Source organism: Streptomyces sp. NPDC047869 (genome assembly GCF_040704065.1).
Classification (GTDB): Bacteria; Actinomycetota; Actinomycetes; order Streptomycetales; family Streptomycetaceae; genus Streptomyces.
Map to the genome: position 1 here is coordinate 24,384 of NZ_JBEYRK010000003.1, position 20,929 is coordinate 45,312.

The 20,929-nt window shown below is 70.0% G+C and carries 19 protein-coding genes and 2 tRNA genes; 4 read left to right on the forward strand and 17 right to left on the reverse strand.

What is annotated here, in order from left to right:
• Positions 1-68 precede the first annotated feature (68 nt).
• The 7 genes from mreD to AB0924_RS04885 form a co-directional block, all read right to left on the reverse strand.
• Entirely contained in the window at positions 69-743 is a 675-nt protein-coding gene (gene mreD, locus AB0924_RS04855; protein ID WP_366910659.1) for a rod shape-determining protein MreD, read from the reverse strand.
• Between the two features lie 13 nt (positions 744-756).
• Positions 757-1,695 carry a rod shape-determining protein MreC gene (gene mreC / locus AB0924_RS04860; RefSeq protein WP_366910660.1) on the reverse strand — a complete coding sequence of 313 codons (939 nt, stop codon included), beginning with the start codon at positions 1,693-1,695 and terminating at the stop codon, positions 757-759.
• A gap of 188 nt (positions 1,696-1,883) precedes the next feature.
• Complete coding sequence (locus AB0924_RS04865; protein ID WP_116151120.1) at positions 1,884-2,903, reverse strand: rod shape-determining protein; 1,020 nt, start codon at positions 2,901-2,903, stop codon at positions 1,884-1,886.
• 313 nt (positions 2,904-3,216) lie between these two features.
• Complete coding sequence (gene ndk / locus AB0924_RS04870) at positions 3,217-3,630, reverse strand: nucleoside-diphosphate kinase (RefSeq protein WP_104780585.1); 414 nt, start codon at positions 3,628-3,630, stop codon at positions 3,217-3,219.
• Positions 3,631-3,693: 63 nt separating this feature from the next.
• Entirely contained in the window at positions 3,694-4,065 is a 372-nt protein-coding gene (locus tag AB0924_RS04875) for a DUF4233 domain-containing protein (RefSeq protein WP_358931363.1), read from the reverse strand.
• Positions 4,066-4,075: 10 nt separating this feature from the next.
• Positions 4,076-5,590, reverse strand: a complete 1,515-nt coding sequence (locus tag AB0924_RS04880; protein WP_358931365.1) for a folylpolyglutamate synthase/dihydrofolate synthase family protein — start codon at positions 5,588-5,590, stop codon at positions 4,076-4,078.
• Between the two features lie 118 nt (positions 5,591-5,708).
• Entirely contained in the window at positions 5,709-8,333 is a 2,625-nt protein-coding gene (locus AB0924_RS04885; RefSeq protein ID WP_358931367.1) for a valine--tRNA ligase, read from the reverse strand.
• Positions 8,334-8,470: 137 nt separating this feature from the next.
• Here AB0924_RS04885 and AB0924_RS04890 point away from each other — a divergent pair, with 137 nt between their 5' ends.
• Positions 8,471-9,436, forward strand: a complete 966-nt coding sequence (locus AB0924_RS04890; RefSeq protein ID WP_358931369.1) for a hypothetical protein — start codon at positions 8,471-8,473, stop codon at positions 9,434-9,436.
• Between the two features lie 109 nt (positions 9,437-9,545).
• On the opposite strand, the gene AB0924_RS04895 is transcribed toward AB0924_RS04890, so the two are convergent.
• The 6 genes from AB0924_RS04895 to AB0924_RS04920 all read right to left on the reverse strand — a co-directional run bounded on the left by AB0924_RS04895 (position 9,546) and on the right by AB0924_RS04920 (position 14,737).
• On the reverse strand, positions 9,546-9,788 hold the full coding sequence (locus tag AB0924_RS04895) for a hypothetical protein (protein WP_358931371.1): 243 nt from the start codon (positions 9,786-9,788) through the stop codon (positions 9,546-9,548).
• A 232-nt stretch (positions 9,789-10,020) separates the two neighbouring features.
• Entirely contained in the window at positions 10,021-11,307 is a 1,287-nt protein-coding gene (gene clpX, locus AB0924_RS04900) for an ATP-dependent Clp protease ATP-binding subunit ClpX (protein WP_141314321.1), read from the reverse strand.
• Between the two features lie 171 nt (positions 11,308-11,478).
• Positions 11,479-12,144, reverse strand: a complete 666-nt coding sequence (locus AB0924_RS04905) for an ATP-dependent Clp protease proteolytic subunit (protein WP_358931373.1) — start codon at positions 12,142-12,144, stop codon at positions 11,479-11,481.
• A gap of 70 nt (positions 12,145-12,214) precedes the next feature.
• The gene (locus AB0924_RS04910) at positions 12,215-12,820 is read right to left on the reverse strand and encodes an ATP-dependent Clp protease proteolytic subunit (RefSeq protein WP_143632556.1); all 606 of its coding nucleotides are present in this window, start codon (positions 12,818-12,820) and stop codon (positions 12,215-12,217) included.
• A 290-nt stretch (positions 12,821-13,110) separates the two neighbouring features.
• Positions 13,111-14,481 carry a trigger factor gene (gene tig / locus AB0924_RS04915; protein ID WP_358931375.1) on the reverse strand — a complete coding sequence of 457 codons (1,371 nt, stop codon included), beginning with the start codon at positions 14,479-14,481 and terminating at the stop codon, positions 13,111-13,113.
• Between the two features lie 179 nt (positions 14,482-14,660).
• Positions 14,661-14,737 (reverse strand) — tRNA-Pro (locus tag AB0924_RS04920).
• 162 nt (positions 14,738-14,899) lie between these two features.
• Here AB0924_RS04920 and AB0924_RS04925 point away from each other — a divergent pair.
• Positions 14,900-14,970 (forward strand) — tRNA-Gly (locus tag AB0924_RS04925).
• A 161-nt stretch (positions 14,971-15,131) separates the two neighbouring features.
• Here AB0924_RS04925 and AB0924_RS04930 read toward each other — a convergent pair.
• The gene (locus AB0924_RS04930) at positions 15,132-15,326 is read right to left on the reverse strand and encodes a hypothetical protein (RefSeq protein WP_136325240.1); all 195 of its coding nucleotides are present in this window, start codon (positions 15,324-15,326) and stop codon (positions 15,132-15,134) included.
• Between the two features lie 534 nt (positions 15,327-15,860).
• Here AB0924_RS04930 and AB0924_RS04935 point away from each other — a divergent pair.
• Positions 15,861-16,955 carry an acyltransferase family protein gene (locus tag AB0924_RS04935; RefSeq protein WP_366910661.1) on the forward strand — a complete coding sequence of 365 codons (1,095 nt, stop codon included), beginning with the start codon at positions 15,861-15,863 and terminating at the stop codon, positions 16,953-16,955.
• A 28-nt stretch (positions 16,956-16,983) separates the two neighbouring features.
• Here the strand turns inward: AB0924_RS04935 and AB0924_RS04940 are convergent, their stop codons facing one another.
• Both AB0924_RS04940 and AB0924_RS04945 read right to left on the reverse strand, forming a co-directional pair.
• The gene (locus AB0924_RS04940) at positions 16,984-17,451 is read right to left on the reverse strand and encodes an HD domain-containing protein (RefSeq protein ID WP_358931381.1); all 468 of its coding nucleotides are present in this window, start codon (positions 17,449-17,451) and stop codon (positions 16,984-16,986) included.
• A 41-nt stretch (positions 17,452-17,492) separates the two neighbouring features.
• Positions 17,493-18,665 carry a PP2C family protein-serine/threonine phosphatase gene (locus tag AB0924_RS04945; RefSeq protein ID WP_358931383.1) on the reverse strand — a complete coding sequence of 391 codons (1,173 nt, stop codon included), beginning with the start codon at positions 18,663-18,665 and terminating at the stop codon, positions 17,493-17,495.
• Positions 18,666-18,839: 174 nt separating this feature from the next.
• Between AB0924_RS04945 and AB0924_RS04950 the strand changes: the two genes are divergently transcribed.
• Positions 18,840-20,081 (forward strand): GNAT family N-acetyltransferase, encoded by a 1,242-nt coding sequence (locus tag AB0924_RS04950; protein ID WP_366910662.1) that lies wholly within the window; start codon positions 18,840-18,842, stop codon positions 20,079-20,081.
• A gap of 33 nt (positions 20,082-20,114) precedes the next feature.
• On the opposite strand, the gene AB0924_RS04955 is transcribed toward AB0924_RS04950, so the two are convergent.
• Positions 20,115-20,924, reverse strand: a complete 810-nt coding sequence (locus AB0924_RS04955) for a DNA-formamidopyrimidine glycosylase family protein (RefSeq protein WP_366910663.1) — start codon at positions 20,922-20,924, stop codon at positions 20,115-20,117.
• Positions 20,925-20,929: the final 5 nt, after the last annotated feature.

Below are 20,929 nucleotides of genomic sequence, written 5' to 3' on the forward strand. Positions count from 1 at the left end.
TGATGAACGATCCGCCTGTGCGGCGCCGTTCCACCGCGTTTGCCCCGTTCGGGTGAACTCTGGTGCGTTCACAGCCGCTTGACCCCCTTGATGCGGCCGACCCTGGTGGAGCGGGTGCGGGCCTTGGCCTTCAGGGCGCCGAGGCCGCGCTGACCGCCGACGCGCAGTCCGGTGCCGGAGGAGAGCCAACCGGAGGAGATGTCGCCGGCCTTGGCGGCGGGACTGGTCTCGGCGAGCGGGTCGTTGTCGGAGCGGCGGGCCAGCCACATGATCGCGGGGACCACGAAGGGGGCCAGCAGCAGGTCGTACAGGGCCGCCGAGAACAGCAGGCCCGGCAGGCCGACATGACGGGCGGCGGTGTCGCCGACCAGGGCGCCGACGCCCGCGTAGAGCAGGGTGGAGCCGACGGCGGCGGCGACCACGACGGCCATCGGGCCGGTGGCGGACTTCAGCCGCCCGTTCTCCGGCTTGATGAGTCCGGCGAAGTAGCCGATGACGCACAGCACCAGGGCGTAGCGGCCGGCCGCGTGGTCGGCCGGCGGGGCGAGGTCGGCGAGCAGTCCGGCGCCGAAGCCGACGAGGGCGCCGCCCACGTGGCCGTACACCATGGCGAGGCCGAGGACGGTGAGCAGCAGCAGGTCGGGGACGGCGCCCGGCAGGTGCAGGCGGGCGAGGACGCTCACCTGGATCACCAGGGCGACGACGACCAGCGCGACCGAGAGCAGGATCCGGTTGAGACGCATGGGGATTCAGCTCCTACTGCTGCTCGTTGGTGCCGGGCGCGCCGGCCGAGGGGCTGACCGTGACGGTCACGGTCGGCGTCGGTGTCGGCTTGGGCTTGCGCGGCAGCACCTCGTCGCGCGGGTCCCGCTTCGGGCTCTGGACGACCACGCCGACGACGTCGAGCTTGGTGAAGCCGACGTACGGAGTGACGTAGAGGGTGCGGGTGAGGCCGCTGCCGGAGGGGTCGATCCGGGAGACCACGCCGACCGGGACGCCGGGCACGAAGGGCTTGTCGGCCTGGGAGCCGAAGGTGACGAGCCGGTCGCCCTTCTTCACCTCGGCCTTGCCGTTGAGGAGTTCCACCCTCAGCGGGCGGTCGCCCTGGCCGGAGGCGAAGCCGAGTTCGTCGCTGTTCTCCATGCGGGTGCCGACGGTGAAGTCGGGGTCGTTGGCGAGCAGCACGGTGGCGGTGTCCGGGCCGACGGTGGTGACGCGGCCGACGAGTCCGTCACCGTTCAGCACGGTCATGTCCCGCTCGATGCCGTCGTTGGCGCCGGCGTCGATGGTGATGGTCCAGGAGAAGCCCTGCGCCGACCCTATGGCGATGACCTGGGCGCCCTTGATGCCGTACTGGCCCTCGCCGGCGATCTTCAGCATCTTGTCGAGCTGGTTCAGGCGGCTGCGGTTGCGGTCGTCGCTGCCGAGTTTCGCCTTGAGGGCCGCGTTCTCCTTCTCCAGCGTGGCGAGCCGGTCGTGGCGGGTACCGGAGTCACGGACGGCGGAGACGGCGTCGCCGACCGGGTTCACCGCCGAGGACAGCCCGTTCTCGATCGGGCCGAACGCCGCGGCGGCGGCCTGCCGGGCGCCGTCGACGGGGGAGTTCCGGCCCCCTCGGATGTCCACCGTGATCAACGCGAACGCGATGGCGATCAGCAGGACCAGGAGCAGCCGGCTCTCTTTCGTGTCCCTCACGTGCGGCGGCCGTGCCCTTCCTCGAGTGGAATTCGGGGACCCCCGGTGGTGCGCCGGTGGTGCGGCGCGAACCCTGGGGGCCCATGTGCGGAGCTTGTGCCTCTATGTCAACGACCCGCCGCACGAGAGGGATCGTCTCGTACGGCGGATCCAGGGAACCGCCCGGTCGGCGGATCCGGGGAACGGCCTCATCGGCGGGGCTGGGCGTCCAGTACCTGCTGGAGTGCCTCGAACTCCTCGACACACTTGCCGGAGCCGAGCGCCACGCTGTCCAGCGGGTCCTCGGCGATGTGGATCGGCATTCCGGTCTCCCGCCGCAGTCGCTCGTCCAGGCCGCGCAGCAGGGCGCCGCCGCCGGTCAGCACGATTCCCCGGTCCATGATGTCGCCGGACAGCTCCGGAGGGCACTTGTCGAGGGTCGTCTTGACGGCGTCGACGATGGCGTTGACCGGCTCCTCGATGGCCTTGCGGACCTCGGCGGCGGAGATGACGACGGTCTTCGGCAGCCCGGAGACCAGGTCGCGGCCGCGCACCTCGGTGTGTTCGTCGGCGTCGAGTTCGTACGCGGAACCGATCGTGATCTTGATCTGCTCGGCCGTGCGCTCGCCCAGCAGCAGGCTGTACTCCTTCTTGATGTACTGGATGATCGCGTTGTCCAGTTCGTCGCCCGCGACCCGGATGGACTGCGCGGTGACGATGCCGCCGAGCGAGATGACCGCGACCTCCGTGGTGCCGCCACCGATGTCCACGACCATGTTGCCGGTGGCCTCGTGGACCGGCAGACCGGAGCCGATGGCGGCCGCCATGGGCTCCTCGATGATGTGCACCTGGCGGGCGCCGGCCTGCGAGGACGCCTCGATGACGGCGCGGCGCTCGACGCCCGTGATGCCCGAGGGCACACAGACCACGACGCGCGGGCGGGCCAGGTACCGCCGCTTGTGGATCTTCAGGATGAAGTAGCGCAGCATCCGCTCGGTGATCTCGAAGTCGGCGATCACACCGTCCTTCAGCGGACGCACGGCGACGATGTTGCCCGGGGTGCGCCCGATCATCTTCTTCGCCTCGGCACCGACCGCGAGGATGCCACCGGTGTTGGTGTTGATCGCGACGACGGACGGCTCGTTGAGCACGATTCCGCGACCCCTGACGTACACCAGCGTGTTGGCGGTCCCGAGGTCGACAGCCATGTCACGGCCGATGAACGACATTGAGTTCCCCATCCGGATTCATCTGGCCTTCCTGGGCTTTTGAGGGCATATCAGGTCGGCGAGGCGGGTGCTGTGACGTGAAGGCTTCCATCGTAAACGCGCCTGCACGAACACTGCGCGAGGGTCTCCGCCATTGTCATCAGATGGCGCGCCGCCTCGCTTGTGGAGACGGCCCATCGGGGGCACACGTTCCCCCGATCGGCAACGCATATGCCGAAGGACGGCCGAAAAGGTACGGCCGTCCCAGGTCAGGACTCCGAGCGGACCTGACGCCCCCTCAGAAAAATTCGCGAAGATTCCGCCGGCCGGCAGCTCAGGCGCGGCCCGGGAAGAAGATCTTCACCTCGCGCTCGGCGGACTCCTCCGAGTCGGAGGCGTGGATCAGGTTCTCCCTCACGATCACGCCGTAGTCGCCCCGGATGGAGCCGGGCGCGGCGGCGATGGGGTCGGTCGGGCCGGCCAGCGCGCGCAGCCCCTCGATGACCCGCTCGCCCTCGACGATCAGCGCCACGACCGGGCCGGACGCCATGAACTCCACCAGCGGCTCGTAGAAGGGCTTGCCCTTGTGCTCGCCGTAGTGCTGCTCCAGCGTGTCCTGGTCCAGGGTGCGCAGCTCCAGCGCGGTGATCTGCCAGCCGGCCTTGCGCTCGATACGGCTGATGATCTCGCCGGTCAGGCCGCGACGGACGGCGTCGGGCTTGAGGAGGACGAGGGTGCGCTGGCTCACGGGGGGCTCCTTACGACTGACATGTGCGGTGGGACGAGGTTACAGGGCGTGTCCCCGCCGCCGTTACGCAGCGTCAGGTGCAGGGGGGCCGGGGTCCGCGGACTCGCCCTGGGCCGCGAACCTGGCCTTCGCCGCGTCGACCTTGCGCCCGTAGTGCACCGACGCCCACCACAGGGCGGCGAACAACGCGCCCATGAAGTACATCGTCGGGACGAAGACGCCGGAGGCGATCAGGGCGAGCTGGAGCGCCCAGCCGAGGGCGACGCCGCCCGGCCGGGTCACCATGCCGCACAGCAGCACGCACAGGACCATGGCGATGCCGCTGACCAGCCACACCGTGGACGTGGACAGATCCGGGTCCTTCATGGCCACGAGAGCGGCGAACCCGATGACGAACAACTCGCCGATCAGCGTCGATGAACAGAGCGTACGCACGACGGACTCCTCAGCCCTTTCCCAGGAGCAGGCGGGCCTCGCCCACCGTGATGACCGAGCCGGTGACCAGCACCCCGCCGCCCGCGAACTCGCCTTCCTCCTCGGCCAGCGTGATCGCGGCCTCCAGGGCCTCCGGCAGCCGCGGCTCGACCTGGACGCGGTCCTCGCCGAACACCTCGACGGCGATCGCGGCCAGCTCGTCCGCGTCCATGGCGCGGTGGCTGGAGTTCTGTGTGACGACGACCTCGGCGAAGATCGGCTCGAAGGCCTCCAGCAGCCCGCGCACGTTCTTGTCGCCGCTCGCCCCCACCACGCCGATCAGCCGGCTGAAGTCGAACGCCTCCCGCACCGCCTCGGCGGCGGCCTCGGCGCCCGGCGGGTTGTGGGCGGCGTCCAGGACGACGGTGGGAGAGCGCCGGACGACCTCCAGGCGCCCCGGCGAGGAGACGGCCGCGAAGGCCTTGCGCACCGCGTCGATGTCCAGCCGCTCCGCGCGCTGCGCGCCGACTCCGAAGAACGCCTCCACCGCGGCGAGCGCGACGGCCGCGTTGTGCGCCTGGTGGGCGCCGTGCAGCGGGAGGTAGACCTCCTCGTACTCGCCGCCCAGCCCGCGCAGGGTGAGCAGCTGCCCGCCGACGGCGATCTGCCGGGCGGTCACGCCGAACTCCAGGCCCTCACGGGCCACGGTGGCGTCGACCTCGACGGCCTTCTTCAGCAGCACCTGCGCCGCGTCCACCGGCTGCTGGGCCAGGATCACGGTCGCGCCCTGCTTGATGACGCCGCCCTTCTCGCCCGCGATCTCTCCCGGCGTGCTCCCGAGCCGGTCGGTGTGGTCGAGGCCGATCGGGGTGATCACGGCGACGTCGCCGTCGATCACGTTGGTGGCGTCCCAGGAGCCGCCCATGCCCACCTCCACGACGGCCACGTCGACCGGCGCGTCCGCGAAGGCCGCGTAGGCCATGCCGGTGAGCACCTCGAAGAAGGACAGCCGGTACTCCTGCGAGGCGTCGACCATCTCGATGTACGGCTTGATGTCCTGGTACGTCTCGATGAACCGCTCGGCGGAGATCGGCGCGCCGTCCAGGCTGATCCGCTCGGTGACCGACTGCACGTGCGGGCTGGTGTAGCGGCCGGTGCGCAGCTCGAAGGCGCCGAGCAGGGCCTCGATCATGCGCGCCGTCGAGGTCTTGCCGTTGGTCCCGGTGATGTGGATCGAGGGGTACGAGCGCTGCGGCTCGCCGAGGACGTCCATCAGCGCGGCGATCCGGCTGACGGAGGGCTCCAGCTTGGTCTCGCCCCAGCGGGTGGCCAGCTCCGTCTCGACCTCGCGCAGGGCCCTGTCGACCTCGGGGTCCGCCGGCCGGGCCGGTACGTCGGCCTCGGGCGGGCCGCCCTGGGTGCGCAGGGTGCGGCTGCCCGCCTCGATCACGGCGAGGTCGGGGTCGCGGGTCGTCTCGGCCTCGATGATCTCGTCGAAGCCGTCGAGGGGATCGGGGGTGTCGCTGGTGCCGGGGTGGTCGCTCACGGTGCCAGTCTACGGAGGCGCGGTGACATGGGCGGGCGAAGGCCCCCGGAGCTGTGGAGTTCCGGGGGCCTTCGGCTGCCGTGCACGCGGGGCGGCGCCTGAGCGCCGGCCCGCGTCGTTACGCCGCCGGGAGCCGGTCCAGCTGGGCCTGGATGCGGACGATGTCCTCATCGGCCTTGGCGAGGCGGGTGCGGATCTTGTCGACCACGTTCTCCGGGGCCTTCGCCAGGAACGCCTCGTTGCCGAGCTTGGCGGTGGACTGGGCCTTCTCCTTCTCGGCGGCGGCGAGGTCCTTCGCCAGGCGCTTGCGCTCGGCGGCCACGTCGATGGTGCCGGAGAGGTCGAGGGCGACCTCGGCGCCGGCGACCGGCAGGGTGGCCGTGGCCGTGAAGGAGTCGCCCTCCGGCTGCAGGCGCAGCAGCTGGCGGATGGCGGCCTCGTGCGGGGCCAGCGCCGTACCGTCCAGGGTCAGCCGGGCCGGGACCCGCTGGCCCGGCTGGAGGCCCTGGTCGGCGCGGAAGCGGCGGACCTCGGTGATGACGGACTGCAGGGACTCGATCTCCTGCTCGGCCGCGCGGTCGCGGAACCCGCTGTCGGCCGGCCACTCGGCGATGACGACGGACTCGCCACCCGTGAGGGTGGTCCACAGGGTCTCCGTGACGAACGGGACGACCGGGTGCAGCAGCCGGAGCGTGACGTCGAGGACCTCGCCCAGGACGCGCTTGGAGACCTCGGCCGCCTCGCCGCCCGCCTGGAACGTCGTCTTGGACAGCTCGACGTACCAGTCGAAGACCTCGTCCCACGCGAAGTGGAAGAGGGCGTCGGAGAGCTTGGCGAACTGGAAGTCGTCGTAGAACGCGTCGACTTCGGCGACGACCGAGTTGAGCCGGGAGAGGATCCAGCGGTCGGTGGCGGACATCTTCGCCGGGTCGGGCAGCGGGCCGTCCACCGTCGCGCCGTTCATCAGCGCGAAGCGGGTGGCGTTCCAGATCTTGTTGGCGAAGTTGCGGGAGCCCTGGACCCAGTCCTCGCCGATGGGCACGTCGACGCCGGGGTTGGCGCCGCGGGCGAGGGTGAAGCGCAGGGCGTCGGAGCCGTACTTGTCCATCCAGTCCAGCGGGTTGACCGCGTTGCCGAAGGACTTCGACATCTTCTTGCCGAACTGGTCGCGGACCATGCCGTGCAGGGCGATGGTGTGGAACGGCGGGGTGCCGTCCATCGCGTAGAGGCCGAACATCATCATCCGTGCGACCCAGAAGAAGAGGATGTCGTAGCCGGTGACCAGGACGGAGTTCGGGTAGAACTTCGCGAGGCTCTCGGTCTGTTCGGGCCAGCCGAGGGTGGAGAACGGCCACAGGCCGGAGGAGAACCAGGTGTCGAGGACGTCGGTGTCCTGGTGCCAGCCCTCGCCGCTCGGGGCCTCCTCGTCCGGTCCGACGCAGACGACCTCGCCGTTCGGCCCGTACCAGACCGGGATGCGGTGGCCCCACCACAGCTGCCGCGAGATGCACCAGTCGTGGAGGTTGTCGACCCAGTCGAAGTACCGCTTCTCCATCTCCTGCGGATGGATCTTGACCTTGCCGTCGCGGACGGCGTCACCGGCGGCCTTGGCCAGCGGGCCGACCTTGACCCACCACTGCATGGACAGGCGCGGCTCGATGGTGGTCTTGCAGCGCGAGCAGTGGCCGACGGAGTGGGCGTAGGGGCGCTTCTCGGCGACGATCCGGCCCTCGGCGCGCAGCGCGGCGACGATGGCGGAGCGGGCCTCGAGCCGGTCCAGGCCCTGGAAGGGGCCGTGCGCGGTGATGACGGCGTGCTCGTCCATCACGGTGAGGGACGGCAGGTCGTGCCGCTGGCCGATCTCGAAGTCGTTCGGGTCGTGGGCCGGGGTGACCTTGACGGCGCCGGTGCCGAACTCGGGGTCGACGTGCTCGTCCGCGACGACCGGGATGGAGCGGTCGGTCAGCGGGAGCCTGATGAGCTTGCCGACGAGGTGCTTGTAGCGCTCGTCGTCGGGGTGGACGGCGACGGCGGTGTCGCCGAGCATGGTCTCGGCACGGGTGGTGGCGACGACGATGGTGTCGTCCCCCTCCCCGTACTTCATGGAGACCAGCTCGCCGTCGTCGTCCTGGTACTCGACCTCGATGTCGGAGATGGCCGTCAGGCACCGGGGGCACCAGTTGATGATGCGCTCGGCGCGGTAGATCAGCTCGTCGTCGTAGAGCCGCTTGAAGATGGTCTGGACGGCCTGCGAGAGGCCCTCGTCCATGGTGAAGCGCTCACGCGACCAGGCGACGCCGTCACCGAGGCGGCGCATCTGGCCGGAGATCTGGCCGCCGGACTCGCCCTTCCACTGCCAGACGCGCTCGACGAAGGCCTCGCGGCCGAGGTCGTGGCGGGACTTGCCCTCCTTGCCCAGCTCGCGCTCGACGACGTTCTGGGTGGCGATGCCGGCGTGGTCCATGCCCGGCTGCCACAGCGTCTCGAAGCCCTGCATGCGCTTGCGGCGGGTCAGGGCGTCGATGAGCGTGTGCTCGAAGGCGTGGCCCAGGTGGAGGCTGCCGGTGACGTTCGGCGGCGGGATGACGACGGTGAACGGCGGCTTGTCGCTCTTCGCGTCCGCCTCGAAGTAACCGCGCTCTACCCAGCGCTCGTACAGCGGCCCCTCTACATCGGCCGGCGCGTACTGGGTCGGCAGTTCGGAGTCGGGCGCGGGTGGCTGCTGCTGAGCGTTCTCGGTCACGAGGGTCAGTTTAGGGGTGTCACGGGGTGGTCCCGAAACACGATTGTTCTGTAACGGTGCGGCCCCCGGTGCCGTGTGTTCACGGCGCCTGCGCCAGGATGTCAGGAACACATAAGCATCTGAGGGGGAACTCAGAAATGAGCAACAACCAGCCGGGCCCGTACGGCCAGCAGCCGCCCTACGGCCAGCCGGGGCAGCCTGGTCCCTACGGCCAGCAGGGCCCCTACGGCCAGCAGCCGCAGGCACCCCAGCCCCAGCCCGGCTACGGCTACCCCCAGCAGACTCCCCCGGCCCCGCCGCAGCCCGGGTACGGCTACCCGCAGCAGGGCGGGGTGCCGCAGCAGCCGAACCCGTACGGCCAGCAGCCGGGCGCCTACCCCCAGCAGCCCTACGGCGTCCCGCAGCCGCCGGCGCCGGGCGGCGGCAAGAAGAAGACGGGCCTGATCATCGGCGCGGTGGCCGTCGTCGCGGCGATCGCGGTGGGCGCGTACTTCGTGCTGGGCGGCAGCAGCGGCTCGGACGTTGCGGACGACGGCCCCCACAAGCTGACGACGCCCGCGACGGTGCTGGGCGAGTACAAGAAGTCCGCCGCCCAGGACAGCGGCGGCTTCGACGAGAACGACGTCAAGGACGCGGAGAAGCACGGCGTGAAGAACGCCAAGGACGTGCACGCCGGCTACCAGTCCGGTGACAAGAGCAACCCGCTCGCCGGCAAGGTCATCAACTTCATGGGCGTGTACGGCGACATCGAGGACCCCGAGGCCGTCGTCGACGGCATGTTCGCCGAGATGAAGAAGAGCGCCGCGAAGGACGGGAAAGAGGGCCAGGTCATCGGCAGCCCGCAGTCCTTCTCACCCAGCGGGCTGGACGGCGCGATCCTCAAGTGCCAGGAGATCAAGTACAAGAGCGACTCGTCCACCGGGTCCTCGTCCGGCGGGCCCAGTGCGGTCAGCATGCCGGTCTGCATCTGGGGCGACCACAGCACGATGGGGGCGGTCATCAGCCTCGAGATGGCGGACGCGATGGCGGGCAAGAGCGCCGATCTCGCGGGCGCGGCCGAGCTGACGGCCAAGTTCCGCAAGGAAGTCCGCGTCAAGGCCTGACGCTCCGCAGCGAAGCACTCGTCTTCGGGAAAGGCGGCTCGGGGATCCGAGCCGCCTTCGTGTGCAACCAGCTCCGAGGCCGGAGCAGGGCAATCAGCCGTCCTCTTGATCAGGCACGCATGCACGCGTTCTGGACGACGTCGCCCTTGCTCACGCCGGCCCTGGTGAGTTCAAGGACGCAGGCGGGATTGGGAGCCTTGATGACACCCGAGAACAGGGCCCCATGGCTGCAGGCCGCCTTCACCTTGGGGCCGACCAAGTACCCGTGGCTCCCCACGTAGTTCGCACAGGCACCCTGTGTGGCGCTCGCCGGTGCGGCCGCCATGATCGGCAGGGCTGCTGCCGCTGCCACCACGCTCGCCACCCCTAACATCCGCACCTGTTGAAGCTTCGTTCGGACCCTCCCGTTTCAGTGAGCCAACCACTCGCATGAGTGCCCGACTCCGGTCTGGGTTCAGAAGATCACGGAGACCTACCGGATGCCAGACACGCCCGGGAACATGGCGTGTGTCGCCCCCGATGGCGCGAACGCGTCAGCGGGCAGGCGCCCATCGCACGGCGCCTGCCCGCTGACGTGAGGATACTTACGCCGTCTTCTGCTCGCCCGTCCCCCGCCCCCGGGCGTCCCGGGGGATCAGGGTCGGGTTGACGTTGGAGTGGACGACGTCGGCCGTGATGACGACGCGGGCGACGTCCTTGCGGGACGGGACCTCGTACATCACCGACATGAGGACCTCCTCCATGATGGCGCGCAGGCCGCGGGCGCCGGTCTGGCGGAGGATGGCCTGGTCGGCGATGGCCTCCAGGGCCTCGCGCTCGAAGTCCAGCTCCACGCCGTCGAGTTCGAAGAGGCGCTGGTACTGCTTGACCAGGGCGTTGCGGGGCTCGACCAGGATCTGGAGCAGGGCCTCGCGGTCCAGGTTGTGCACCGAGGTGATCACCGGCAGGCGGCCGATGAACTCGGGGATCATGCCGAACTTGACCAGGTCCTCGGGCATGACGTCCTCGAACTGGTCCTTGGCCTCCAGCTCGCGCTTGGAGCGGATCGTGGCGCCGAAGCCGATGCCCTTGGCACCCGCCCGGGACTCGATGATCTTCTCCAGGCCGGCGAAGGCACCGCCCACGATGAACAGGACGTTCGTCGTGTCGATCTGGATGAACTCCTGGTGCGGGTGCTTGCGGCCGCCCTGCGGCGGGACCGAGGCCGTGGTGCCCTCGAGGATCTTCAGCAGGGCCTGCTGGACGCCCTCGCCGGAGACGTCACGGGTGATCGACGGGTTCTCGCTCTTGCGGGCCACCTTGTCGATCTCGTCGATGTAGATGATCCCGGTCTCGGCCTTCTTGACGTCGTAGTCGGCCGCCTGGATCAGCTTGAGGAGGATGTTCTCCACGTCCTCGCCGACGTAGCCCGCCTCGGTCAGCGCCGTCGCGTCGGCGATCGCGAAGGGCACGTTCAGCATGCGGGCCAGGGTCTGCGCGAGGAGCGTCTTGCCCGAGCCCGTGGGGCCGAGCAGCAGGATGTTGGACTTCGCCAGCTCGATGGCGTCGTCACGGCCCTGGGCGCCGCCGTTCTCGCCCGCCTGGACCCGCTTGTAGTGGTTGTACACCGCGACGGAAAGGGCTTTCTTGGCGGCCTCCTGGCCGACCACGTAGCCCTCGAGGAACTCGTAGATCTCGCGGGGCTTGGGAAGCTCCTCCCAGCGCACCTCGCTGGTCTCCGCGAGCTCCTCCTCGATGATCTCGTTGCAGAGATCGATGCACTCGTCGCAGATGTACACACCGGGCCCTGCGATGAGCTTCTTGACCTGCTTCTGGCTCTTGCCGCAGAACGAGCACTTGAGCAGATCGCCGCCGTCACCGATGCGTGCCACGGTGTGCTTCCCCTTCGCCTGGGAGACGACTGGACGCTTTCGAATCCAGCGGCTCCTGGTGCTGCCTTATGTCCGACGGTACCTTGCCGGGCCCCGTGTTCGGGTCCCCCTTGGCAGGGTTCACTTTGACGTGAATCCTGCCAAGGGGGCCTGAGCGTACGCCGCCTAGGGTCAGCGGACCGCTTCGTTGTTCATCTTCCGGGTGGAGATGATCTGGTCGACGATGCCGTACTCCAGCGCTTCCTCGGCAGTGAGGATCTTGTCGCGCTCGATGTCCTCGCGGACCTTCTCGAGCGGCCGGTTGGAGTGCTTGGCGAGCATGTTCTCCAGCTGCTCACGCATCCGGGTGAACTCGTTGGCGATGATCTCCAGGTCGGAGAGCTGGCCGCGGCCGGTGGAGCCGGCCGGCTGGTGGATCAGCACGCGCGAGTTCGGCAGCGCCATGCGCTTGCCCGGGGTGCCGGCGGCGAGCAGGATGGCCGCGGCGGAGGCCGCCTGGCCCATGCACACCGTCTGGATGTCCGGCTTCACGAACTGCATGGTGTCGTAGATGGCCGTGAGGGCCGTCATGTCGCCACCGGGGCTGTTGATGTAGATCGAGATGTCCCGGTCGGGGTCCATCGACTCCAGGCACAGGAGCTGCGCCATGACGTCGTTGGCGGAGGCGTCGTCGATCTGGACACCCAGGAAGATCACGCGCTCCTCGAAGAGCTTCGCGTACGGGTCGTACTCGCGGATGCCCTGGGAGGTGCGCTCGACGAAGCGCGGGATGACATAGCGGCTGTCGGGCCGGGGCCCTTCGTACATACCGCTGGCGGCGCCGGGGAAGTTGCTCATGAGGGTGTTCACCGTCCTGGTGGCGTTCGGGGGGCTGGTGTCTCGGCGGTGCGTGGCGTGGCCGGGCCGGTCAGGCACCGGTGCCGCCGCCTCCCGGAACACCCGAGGCGTTCCTGATGATCTCGTCGATGAGGCCGTACTCCTTGGCCTCTTCCGGGGTGAACCAGCGGTCGCGGTCGGCGTCACGGAGGATCGTCTCGACCGACTGGCCGGAGTGGAACGCGGTCAGCTCCGTCATGGTCTTCTTGGTGCGCAGCAGGTACTGGGCCTGGATCTTGATGTCCGAGACCGTACCGCCCAGGCCCGCGGAGCCCTGGTGCATCATGATGTCCGTGTGCGGCAGGGCGAAGCGCTTGCCGGCGGTGCCGCCGGTGAGCAGGAACTGGCCCATCGAGGCCGCCATGCCCATGCCGATCGTGACCACGTCGTTCGGGATGAACTGCATGGTGTCGTAGATCGCCATGCCGGCCGTCACCGAGCCGCCGGGGCTGTTGATGTAGAGGTAGATGTCCTTGTCGGGGTCCGCGGCGAGGAGCAGCAGCTGTGCGGTGATCTTGTTGGCGATGTCGTCGTCGACCTGCTGACCGAGGAAGATGATCCGCTCGTTGAGCAGCCGGTTGTAGACCTGGTCGCCGAGGCCACCACCGATGGAAGGCTCGCCGGCGGCGGAGGGCATCAGATTCGTCACGTATCCACCTGCTCGTCTTACGACGGCGCCGGGCCGTCTCACGTCGTCCTGCCGGAGGCTTGGCTGGGGGTTTCAGGAGACTCCCCTGCCCCCGTATTCAAGGACCCTAACGCTCAGGTCCCCTCGGGGAATCCCGGAGATGACGGTGTTCGCCGGGGGCGTAGCGGCCGCGCGGCGGGGGCCGGGCGCGGACGCCCGGGGCCGAACGGCACGGGCCCCCGGGGAAGCACACTCCCCGGGGGCCCGTCCTACGCGCTGCGGAGGCGCCGTCGGGGCACTCAGCCCTCGGCGTTCTCCTCGGAGGTCTCCGACGCCTCGGGGGCCTCGGTCTCCTCCTCCTCGTCGTCCAGGTCCACGACCTCGCCATTGGTGTCCTTCACCGTGGCGGCCTCGACCACGACGGCCAGGGCCTTGCCCCGGGCGACCTCGCCGACCAGGAGCGGAACCTGGCCGCCCTCGACGACGGCCTGGGCGAACTGGTCGGGGGACATGCCGGAGGAGGCCGCACGCCGCATGAGGTGCTCGGTGAGCTCCTCCTGGTTGACGTTGAGGTTCTCCTTCTTGACCAGCTCGTCGAGGACGAACTGGGTCTTGATGCCCTTGACCGCGGCCTCGCGGGTCTCGGCCTCGAACTCCTCGGCGGTCTTGCCCTGGATCTCCAGGTACTTGTCGAGGTCCAGGCCCATCTGGCCGAGCTGGTGGTGCTCCAGGTTGTGCTTGCGGGTGTTGATCTCGTCCTCGAGCAGCTTCTCGGGGACCGGGACCTCGACCAGCTCGAGGAGCTTCTCCAGCACGCGCTCCTGGGCCTGGGTGGCCTGGTCGTACTGCTTCATGTTGGCCAGGCGCTTGCGGCTGTCGGCCTTCAGCTCGTCCAGGGTGTCGAACTCGGAGGCGAGCTGCGCGAACTCGTCGTCCAGCTCGGGCAGTTCGCGGGCGGCGACCTGGGTGACCTTGACGGTGACCTCGGCCTCCTTACCCGCGGCGGAGCCGCCCTTCAGCTCGGAGGTGAAGGTGCCCTCCTCGCCGGCGGACAGACCCTTGACGGCGTCGTCGATGCCGTCCAGCAGCTCACCGGAGCCGATGGTGTACGAGACGCCGTCGGCGACGCCGTCCTCGAGGACCTCGCCGTCGACCTTGGCCTGCAGGTCGATGGTGACGACGTCGCCGTCCTCGGCGGCGCGCTCCACCGGGGAGGTGGAGGCGAAGCGCTCGCGGAGCTGCTCGACGGACTTCTCGAGGTCCTCGTCGGTGACCTCGACGGCGTCGACCTCGACCTCGATGCCGGAGTAGTCCGGGATCTCCAGGGCCGGGCGGACGTCGACCTCGGCGGTGAAGTTCAGCGTCTCGCCGTCCTTCAGGTCGGTGATGTCGACCTCGGGCTGGCCCAGCGGGCTGAGCTCGGCCTCGTTGACCGCCTCGGTGTAGAACTTCGGAAGCGCGTCGTTGACGGCCTCCTCCAGCACCGCACCGCGGCCGAACCGCTGGTCGATGACGCGGGCCGGGATCTTGCCCTTGCGGAAGCCCTTCACCGTGACCTGCTGGTTGATCTTCTTGTACGCCGCGTCGAGGCTGTCCTTGAGCTCCTCGAAGGGCACCTCGACAGTGAGCCGAACCCGGGTCGGGTTCAGGGTCTCCACGGCGCTCTTCACGGTTCGGTCTCCTTGTGGCTGACTTCTTGGTTTCTGCCGGAGCCAGACTGGTCCGGCGGATTTCGCCGCCCGGAGGAGTTCGTAGGCCGAGTGGGCCGGGACACACGGGCGCGCAGCTTGCATAGTAACCGCAGCCGGTCAGCGCCCCCAAAGGCGATCATCAGGATGCCGTGAGCCGGTGGTCGGGGTGGCGGGATTTGAACCCACGGCCTTCCGCTCCCAAAGCGGACGCGCTACCAAGCTGCGCCACACCCCGTCTGGTGCGACACGTAGGGTACATGTCCCGGCCGATTCCGTCGGCCGGTTTCACCACCGCCGCGCGTACGGCATCGCCGCAGTCCAACACGTTGGCCTCCGCGGCGGGCGACCCGCTACGATGCTCTCCAGTGCCACGGTCGCAGACCGGCGGCGCGTTGTCGCGGGCGTAGCTCAATGGTAGAGCCCTAGTCTTCCAAACTAGCTACGCGGGTTCGATTCCCGTCGCCCGCTCCGCACGGTTCAGGGCCGGATGGTGGATCACTCCTCCATCCGGCCCTGAACGTTTTCCGCGGCGCCCCGCCCGTTCCCGGCGGAGCGATCACCCCGCCCCCTCACCCGCCCCGTCGGCCCTGGTGCGGGGCGCGCGCCGATCGCGGGTGGGCGGGGTGCGGTCAGAAGCTGATCTGGTTGATCGTCTCCGCTATCGAGTTCATGAAGCGGTTGATCGACGGCGCCATGCCGGTCGAGGCGAGGAAGAAGCCGAAGAGGACGGCGACGATGGCCGGGCCGGCCTTGATGCTCCCCCCTCGGATCAGCACCACAAGGATGATCGCCAACAGCAGCACCACGGACAGTGAAATGGCCACAACTGATCACACCTTCGGTCGGTCCGCTCTCCCGGCCCTGGGACGCGGCCCCGCGCACCCCAGCCAGAACCATCGTGCCACCAACCCGGCCCTTGTATGCGGGTCGTGACGCAACGTCGGGTGTCGGTCCGGCCCCCGCGAGGCCCCGCACGGTAATTCGACGCGCACACCGACACCTGCGGCACAGGGAATTGCGCAGCTTGGTTTCCATGTCCACACATCATGTGCGCAGGTAATTCGAATTGATGACGCAGAGGCGACGTATGCCCTAATTAGTCAGGATGAATCGGTACATCAGGGGCGAACGAGGGGTGTCGTTGTGCCCACCATCACGTGGACAGGGCAGGCAAGTTATGTGAATCAGGGGGCACCCGAACGTGATAACCAGGAATGACAGGCGGGGTTTTACGGAATCCCACAGTCGACGCTAGGGTGCCTGAGATGTTTGAAGCCGCCTCGTCCCCCGGCCAGAACCGCAGACCACTCCCCCCGGCACAGTCGCCGGCCGACGGAGTGCCCGGTCCGCGTACCCCGATGAGCGAACAGAAGGGGCGGACGACGGTGGACAGACCGGGCAAACAGCGCGACTCGTTCTTCGACAACGCCAAGTACCTGGCGATCGTGCTGGTCGCGATGGGTCACGCCTGGGAACCGCTGAAGGGCGACAGCCGCATCCTGGAAGGCCTCTACACGGTCGTGTACACCTTCCACATGCCGGCGTTCATCATCATCTCCGGCTTCTTCTCCCGCAGTTTCGACATGCGCCCGGACCGGCTGAAGCGGCTGATCACCGGCGTGGCCGTGCCGTACGTCCTCTTCGAGACGGCGTACCCGCTCTTCAAGAGCGCGGTCGACCACTCCCACGAGGAGATCAGCCTCCTCGATCCGTGGTACCTGACCTGGTTCCTGGTCGCCCTGTTCGTCTGGCGGCTCACCACCCCGATGTGGAAGCTGGTGCGCTGGCCGCTCCCGGTGGCCATCGGCCTGGCCATGCTGGCCAGCGTCACCCCGAGCATCGGTGACGACCTCGACCTCCAGCGCGTGCTGCAGTTCCTGCCCTACTTCGTGCTCGGTCTGTGCATGAAGCCCGAGCACTTCCACATGGTGCGCCGGCGCTGGGTGCGGATCGCCTCGGTGCCGGTGTTCGCGGCCGCGCTCGCGTTCGGCTGGTGGGCGGTGCCGCGCATGAACACGGCGTGGTTCTACCACCGTGACTCCGCGCAGGAGCTGGGCGCGCCGTGGTGGATCGGCCCCGTGATGGTGCTCGCGATGATGGGCTGCTCGCTGCTGCTGACGGCCTGCTTCTTCGCCTGGGTGCCGCGCCGCAGGATGTGGTTCACGGCCCTGGGCGCGGGCACCCTGTACGGCTACCTGCTGCACGGCTTCCTGGTGAAGTTCGCCGACTACCGGGGCTGGTTCGACCACTCCGCGCTGCACCACCCGCTCGGCGAGATCCTGGTCACCGTCGTCGCGGCCGCCGTCGTCACGGTGCTGTGCACCGCCCCGGTGCGGCGGGTGTTCCGGTTCGCCATGGAGCCGAAGATGGCCTGGGCGTTCAAGCAGGACGCGGCCGAACTGGCCCGCGAGCGCCAGCAGAAGGAGCGCGAGCGCGAGAAGGTCAGCGCCTAGCCTCCCCTCTCGGCGCCCCGCCTCCCGCTCAGCGCCCGGCCTCACCCTGGCCGAGACCGAGAAGCGCGCGCATCCGCGCGTACTTCTCGGTCAGTCGTCTCCGGGTCGGTTCGTCCAGCACCGCCAGCCGGGCCGGGTCGGCGTTGTGCGCCAGGTCGGCCTCCTTCACCAGCAGCGCGCCCGGGGTGGCGAGGATGCGCCGCGCGTACGCCCCGGGTTCCTCACCGGCCCGCTTGGTGACGGCGCGCACGACGGCCTTGGTGCGTTCCGTCAGGGCGGCGCCCTCGAGCCACTCCTCGCTCAGCGCGCCGTCCTCCACGGCGTCGTGCAGCCAGGCCGCCGCGATCTGTTCGGCGTCCCCGCCACGGGCGCGTACCCCTTCGGCGACGGCCGCGAGGTGTTCGGCGTACGGCCGCCCCGCCTTGTCGGTCTGTCCTTCGTGCGCGGCCCGTGCGAGGCTCTCGACCTCGTCGGGGCCGAGTGGCGTCCCGTTCATCGCCCCAGTGTCCCCGGTGCTCGGGGCGTGCGGTACCCGGGTCAGCGGGAGACCGACGAGGACTCGCGGCAGATCAGCAGCAGGGCCCGGTCGTCGTTGACGTCCTTGGCGACCGCCTCGATGAGGTGCCAGGCGGCGCCGTGGAAGCCGCCGGCGACATAGCGGTCGGCCTCGCCGGTGAGGCGGTCGATGCCCTCGACGATGTCCCGGTCCGAGGTCTCCACCAGGCCGTCCGTGAAGAGCATGAGCACGTCGCCGGGCCGCAGCGAGCCCTTGGTGGAGTCGAACTGGGCGCCGTCGTACACCCCGAGCAGCGGGCCCTCGGCGGCCTTCTCCTCCCAGCGGCCGTTGCCCGCGCTGAGCTGGAGGCCCGGCGGGTGCCCCGCCGAGTACAGCTCGTAGTCACCGGAGTCCAGATCCAGGACGAGGTGGATGGAGGTGGCGAAGCCCTCGTCCCAGTCCTGGCGGAGCAGGTACCCGTTGGCCGCCGGGAGGAAGGCGTGCGGCGGCAGGGAGCCGAGCAGGCCGCCGAAGGCGCCGGAGAGCAGCAGGGCGCGCGATCCGGCGTCCATGCCCTTGCCGGAGACGTCCGTGAGGACGACCTCCAGGGTGCGGCCCCCGTTGGTGCGGGCCGCGACGACGAAGTCGCCCGAGAAGGACTGGCCGCCCGCGGGGCGCAGCGCCATCTCGTGGTGCCAGCCCTGCGGCAGCTTCGGCAGCTTGCTCTGTACCCGGATCCGCTCGCGCAGGTCGAACAGCATGGTGCCGCCGCGCCGCCAGGGCACGCCGACCCGGCTGCGGAACTGTGCGGTGAGCAGACCGAAGAAGCCGCACGCGGCGACCACCAGGACCACGCCCGGGGTGACCCGCGAGGGCCCCTCGGTGTACGGGCCGAGCCGCACCGACTCCACGATCAGCGCGGTGGCCGCGGCGGCGTACAGGCCGAGCAGGCTGGCCGGGCGCAGCAGCAGGCCGCCCGCGACGATCGGCAGCACCAGCGCGCCCGGCGAGAACCACACGGAGTTGCCGAGTGTCAGGGCCGTGAGGACGGGAATGGTGAGCAGCAGGCCGACGAGCGCGATCCAGTCCGAGCCGTTGCCGCGGAAGTAGTCCACGGCGCTTCTGCGCAGGCCGACGCGGACCCGGTGCCACTGCATCTTCCACCGGGCCGTGAACGTCTCGGCCTTCGCTCGCCGCTCTCGTCCTGCTGCCATCAGTTCGGGACCCTATCCATCGGACCAGCCACTTGGCACGGGAGGTCCCACTTGTCCCCCGTGCGGGCTCCGCTTCGCGGTTCGACTTCACAGTGAACGGCACTCGGCGCCGTCGCGCCGCCGCCTGGGAGAAATTCGCTGGCTCGTCCCGGGACGCGCTGGTAGGCATGGCGCATGGCGACCGAGCGTGTGACCGAGCTGACAGTGCTGCGCCCCGAGGAGTGGGACGGGTGGTTCGACCACCTGATCCGTGCCTTCGGTGCCGGTGAGGCCTCCGCCGAGGAGCGCGAACTGGACCGGTCGGTCACCGAGTTCGACCGTTCCCTGGCCGCCCGGGACGGGGACACGCTCGTGGGGACGGCCGGGGCCTTCAGCTTCCGGATGACCGTGCCCGGCGGCGCGCAGGTGCCCACCGCGGGCGTCACCATGGTGAGCGTCGCCGCCACGCACCGGCGGCGCGGGGTGCTGACCTCGATGATGCGGCGGCAGCTCGACGACGTGCGCGCGCTCGGTGAGCCGCTGGCGGCGCTGACCGCCTCCGAGCCGGCGATCTACGGCCGGTTCGGGTACGGCGCGGCGACCTTCCAGCTGCAGGCGGAGATCGACACGAGCCGGGTGGCCCTGGCCCCGGTCGCCGGCACCGGGGAGGTCCGGCTGCGGTACGCAGAGCCCGCCGAGGTGCTGGCCGAGTGCGAGGCGGTGTACGCGGCGCTGGTGCCCCGCAGGCCCGGGATGCTGGCCCGGCAGCCGAACTGGGAGCGGGCCGGTCTGATCGACCCGGCGAGCGACCGGGACGGCGCGTCGGCGCTGCAGTGCGTGGTGGCCGAGCGGGACGGCGCGGTCACCGGGTTCGCCCGGTTCCGCACCAAGCTCGGCTGGGGTCCGAGCGGTCACGACGGCACGGTGACGCTGGAGGACCTGGCCGCGCTGGACCCGGCGACCGACGCGGCGCTGTGGCGCTTCCTGTTCGACATCGACCTGATGACGACCCTGAACGTGCGCGGGCGGCCGGTCGACGACGCCTGGCAGTATCTGGTCTCCGACATCCGGCGCTGCCGGCCGCGCTTCCGGGACGCGTGCCATCTCCGTCTCGTCGAGGTCGGTGCGGCGCTGTCGGCCCGCACCTACCAGGCACCGGTGGACGTCGTGTTCGAGGTGGAGGACGCCTTCTGTCCCTGGAACGCGGGGCGTTGGCGGCTGACCGGCGACGCGAAGGGCGCGTCCTGCGAGCGCACCCGGGACGCCGCCGATGTGGAACTGTCCGTACGGGAGTTGGGGGCGGCGTACCTGGGCGGGGTGTCGCTGCTGTCGCTGGCGGCGGCCGGCCGGGTGCGGGAGCTGCGGCCGGGCGCGCTGGCGGAGGCGTCGGTGGCGTTCGGCTCGCCGGTGACGCCGTGGCTGCCGCACGGCTTCTGACGCGGAGGGGCTGAGCCCCGCCCGCCCCTCGGGTCAGGGTTTCTGGCAGGTGGGGCACCAGAAGAGGTTGCGGGCGGCCAGGCCGGCGGTGCGGATGCCGGTGCCGCAGATGTGGCAGGGCTGGGCGGCCCGCCGGTAGACGTACACCTCGCCGCCGTGGTCGTCCACGCGGGGCGGGCGGCCCATGGCCTCGGGGGTGTGCTCGGGGCGGACGGTGTCGATGCGGTTGTCGCGCACGCCCTCGCGCATGAGCGCGACCAGGTCGGCCCAGATCGCCTCCCACTCGGCCGGGGTGAGGTCCCGGCCCGGGCGGTAGGGGTCGATGCCGTGCCGGAAGAGGACCTCGGCCCGGTACACGTTGCCGACCCCGGCGATGACCTTCTGGTCCATCAGCAGCGCGGCGACGGTCGTACGGCTGCGGGAGATCCTGCGGTACGCGGCGCCCGGGTCGGCGTCCACGCGGAGCGGGTCGGGGCCGAGCCGGTCGTGCACCGCCCGCTTCTCGGCGTCGGTGATCAGCGCGCAGGTGGTGGGGCCGCGCAGGTCGACGTACGCGGAGTCGTGGGCGAGCCGGAGCCGGACGGTGTCGGTGGCCGGGGGCGCGGGGGCCGGGCCGAAGGCGACCTTGCCGAAGAGGCCGAGGTGGATGTGGACCCAGTCGGTGTCCCGGAACCGGAGGAACAGGTGCTTGCCGTGGGCCTCGGTGCCGGTCAGAAGGGCGCCGTCCAGCAGGTCCGCCGCGTCGGAGAACTTGCCCTGGGGGCTGGTCACCCGGGGGGCGGTGCCCTGGAAGCGCTCGGCGTAGTCCTGGGCCAGCCGGTGGATGGTGTGCCCTTCTGGCACGGCTG